Origin of the sequence: Pseudomonas sp., from assembly GCF_026224925.1 — a bacterium.
In the GTDB taxonomy this organism is placed as follows: Bacteria; Pseudomonadota; Gammaproteobacteria; order Pseudomonadales; family Pseudomonadaceae; genus Aquipseudomonas.
Map to the genome: position 1 here is coordinate 1 of NZ_JAMFRV010000447.1, position 3,001 is coordinate 3,001.

At 57.4% G+C, this 3,001-nt stretch carries 3 protein-coding genes; all 3 read right to left on the reverse strand.

The window, feature by feature from the left end; translation table 11 throughout:
* On the reverse strand, positions 1-1,219 hold a 1,219-nt coding region (locus M0974_RS19375; RefSeq protein ID WP_297840336.1), incomplete at its 3' end, for a UxaA family hydrolase.
* Positions 1,220-1,338: 119 nt separating this feature from the next.
* Complete coding sequence (locus tag M0974_RS19380) at positions 1,339-2,421, reverse strand: mannonate dehydratase (RefSeq protein ID WP_297840339.1); 1,083 nt, start codon at positions 2,419-2,421, stop codon at positions 1,339-1,341.
* Positions 2,422-2,476: 55 nt separating this feature from the next.
* Positions 2,477-3,001, reverse strand: a 525-nt coding sequence (locus M0974_RS19385; RefSeq protein ID WP_297840342.1) for an MFS transporter, incomplete at its 5' end; no start/stop codon positions are given.

The following is a 3,001-nucleotide window of genomic DNA, read 5'->3' on the forward strand; positions in this document are numbered from 1 at the left end:
GGTCGTAGCCCGGCGTGTCCATGAATACTAAGCCGTGGGTGGTTACCGGATAAGCGTATTCATAGACGTCCATCAAGGGTGCGTTTCCGCCTTTTTTCGCGCCGCCCAATGATTTCTCAAGCACATTCGCCAGACCTCCGGCGTTGTTGCCGGGGCTGACTCGGCCGTTTATTTGGGTGTCGCGGCCTTCGTTATATTTCAGCCACCACTTGATGCGATCCACCAGCTTATGCCCGACTTCAGGCGTCACTGCGCGGGCGGTCAGGGTGTGTTCGACGCCGAAGATTTCCGAGGTTTCAGACAGGATGGCTGTGCCTCCGTGGCGGACCAAAATGTCCACTGCCGCGCCCAATGCGGGGTTTGCAGACAGGCCAGAAAAACCGTCGGAGCCACCGCATTGCATGCCGATAATCAAATGCTCGGCCGATACTGGAACGCGCTGCACGTTGTTGGCTTCGGGCAACATTGCCTGGATGATCTTGATGCCTAGCTCAACCGCGCTTTTTACGCCGCCGACGTCCTGAATGACTAAGGTCTTGAGCATGTCGCCGAGGACCAGCTTTTCCTGTTCGATGAAACCGTAAATATTGTTGCGTTCGCAGCCCAGGGCAATCAACAAGCCGCCAGCAGTATTGGCATGGCGGATATGCCCGCCGATGGTCCGGCGCAACAGATCCATAGGTTCGCCGGTCATTTCCATGCCGCAGCCAATTTCATGCACGAAGGGTACAACCCCGTCGATATTCGGGAAGTCGGCCAGACGTTGCTCATCGAAATAATTGGCAATTTTGCGCGCCACGGTGGCGCCGCAATTACCCACCACGAAAACACCGAGGTAATTGCGTGTGGCAACTCGCCCGTCTTCACGGACGATACCTTGGAAGGTGGCGCGTTCTTCAGCGGGCAGCAGGTCGGTTGAAACATAGTCCAGGCCAAAGCGATAATCGCGATCGGTTTCCCCGAACGTGATGTTGTGGCTGTGCATCCAGGTGCCAGCGGGCAGGTCTTCGCTGGCATAGCCGATCACGGTGTTGTACTTGAGCACCGGTTGACCTTTTTTGATCATGCGCGTGGCGATTTTATGACCCAGCGGCACCTCTTGCAGGGTGGTCACTGCTTCGCTGGCGATCAGCGTGCCGACGGGAATCTCAACGCGGGCAACCACCACGTTATCGGCAGAGTCGAGACGGATTACGGGGCTGACTTCACGGGCAGTCATGGGGGAATCCTATTTTTATTGGACGTCGAACAGGTACAGCCTGGTCGGTGGGAACTGCCGAATCTTGCGTCGCGACGTTGATCGCAGCCTTCGGCAGCTCCTACAGGGGTAACGTGAGGTCAGGCGACGGCGGTCAGGCCAGGTCGCAGCACTGCGCGGGTCTTTTGCTTGCCGATGCCTTCCCACAGCCCTTGCAGGTACATGATGCCCAGTGCGCGGTCGTACAGGCCGTAGCCCGGCACACCGGTTTCGCCCCAAATCATCCGGCCGTGGTCAGGCCGTGCATACCCGGTGAAGTTAGCGTCATGCAGGGACTTCATGATCTCGGCCATGTCCAGCGAACCACATTCAGTCGGATGCGCGCTTTCATAGAAGTCGCCGTTTTCAGCGACTTTCACGTTGCGCAGGTGCACGTAATGCACGCGCTGGCGGGCGGCGAATTCGTTGATGAACGAGGGCACATCGTTGTTCAGGTCTGAGCCAATGGTGCCGCTGCACAGCGTCAAGCCGTTGGCCGGTGAATCAATGATGCTGAGCACGCGGCGGTGGTCTTCGATATTTTTGATGATGCGTGGCAGGCCGAACACCGGGCGGGGTGGATCATCCGCGTGCAGCGCCAGTTTCAGGCCCAGTTGCTCGGCGACTGGCACCAGTTTGCCGAGGAACCACTCGAGGTTGCTCCACATCTGTTCGGTGCTGACGTCTTTGTATTCTTCCAGCATTGCCTGGAGTTTTTCCGGCGGGTATTTGGTGCCAATGCCCGGCAAGGGGATGATGCCTTTGGACACGTCCAGGCGATCCACCAGCGAGGCTTCGAACGACAGCGTGTTGGAGCCGTCCGGCAACTGATATTCCATCTGCGTGCGGGTCCAGTCGAACACTGGCATGAAGTTGTAGCACACGATCTTGATGCCGCTGGCGGCGAGATTCTTCAAGGTTTCGATGTACTGCGGTATCAGTGCTTCGCGACCCGGTTTGCCAAGCTTGATGTCTTCGTGAACCCGGAAGCTGTCGACCACTTCCATCTTTAAGTTGTACACCGCAGCCGCGTCGCGCAGGCTTTTGATCCGGTCAATCGGCCAGACTTCGCCCAATGGCAGGTCGTACAGCGAAGAGACGATGCCGTACAAGCCAGGAATCTGGTTGATGTATTGCAGGCTGATGGGGTCTTTCGGACCGTGCCAGCGGAATATCATTTTCATCAGAAATACCTCACGTACAACGTGTTAATCAGGTCTTGTTAATTAGGACTTTCAGTCAAGAAGCGCTTTTCAGTTCGAAGCGCTGAATCTTGCCGACGATCAGCCAGTAACTGGCCACGGCGAGCAAACCGTGGGCACCGACGTAGAGCAACGCCCCGTCGAATGAACCGGTGGTTTGCAGGATGTAGCCAATGACCACCGGCGTAACGATCCCGGCGGTATTACCGAACGCGTTGAACACGCCGCCCGTGGTGCCGATCAATTCTTTGGGCGCGGTATCTGCGACGATGGTCCAGCCTAGCGAGCCGAAGCCTTTGCCGAAGAAGGCCACACTCATCAGCGCCACTACCATGGTTGCGCTGTTGGCGTAGTTGCACAGGATGATGCTGGCGCTCAGGAGCAAGCCGATGGTGATCGGGGTTTTTCGAGCGATGCTCAACGAGCCGGTCTTCTTCAAAATCGCGTCAGAGATAAACCCGCTGGACACACCACCGACCAAGCCGCACAGCGCCGGGATAGCGGCAACGAAGCCAGCCTGAAGGATGTCGAAGCCACGCTCCTTGACCAGGTAGATCGGGAA